Raw genomic sequence first — 633 nt, 5'->3', positions numbered from 1 at the left:
CCGCTCGGCAACTCGCCCTTGTAATCGGGCGGCACAAACAGGTATTTGCCTCCCTCGCCTCGGTCAGGGCCGGGCAGGCCGAAGTCAGTAATCCAGTTGAACCACATGTCATCGACCACACCGAGCGCCAACGGTGGTGTCTCAACGACGATTGGCCCCTTGCTGACGTCCAGATTGACAAAGAAATAGACGGTGTCCGCATTGGCCGTCAGGAACAGGGACTTCGCATCCATCAGGTCGGAGAAGATCAAGGCCGTGTTGTTCGCAATGCCGGCCTCCTCGGCACCTTTGAAGATCGACGCTACCGAAGCACCCTGATAGGCGTTCACGAATGCTTCGACGCCATGCATCAGGTCGAGGTAGTCGTAGACCTTGGCGACGGTTTCTTTGCTAGGTGCGCCGTCCTTGTATTGCAACGTGCCGATGCTCGACTCGACCTTGTCCGGCGTAGTGATCGACGGCGGGATTGYAGGCGCCGTCTKGGCGGCGGCAAAGCGGGGCAATATTAGTGTGGCGCAAACCAAGACGGCAGTAACGAGTTCGACTTGCTTCATGGAGTGCCTCCAGAGACTTGGGAGGTTTTTTTTGGATTAACCCAATTGATTGCGCAAGATTGCGCCAGTGGTAGTGCCC

Annotated in this window: 1 protein-coding gene; it reads right to left on the bottom strand. The window is 57.2% G+C overall.

Translation table 11 applies throughout. The features are described from left to right. Positions 1-554 (bottom strand): DUF1254 domain-containing protein (locus AC1DRJ_RS31430; RefSeq protein WP_477805533.1); only part of this gene is annotated, 554 nt, incomplete at its 3' end. Between the last annotated feature and the right edge of the window lie 79 nt (positions 555-633).

It is taken from the genome of Pseudomonas sp. P5_B2 (assembly GCF_056400445.1).
The sequence above is the reverse complement of the archived record's forward strand: the minus strand, read 5'-3'. Positions and strand labels throughout refer to the sequence as shown.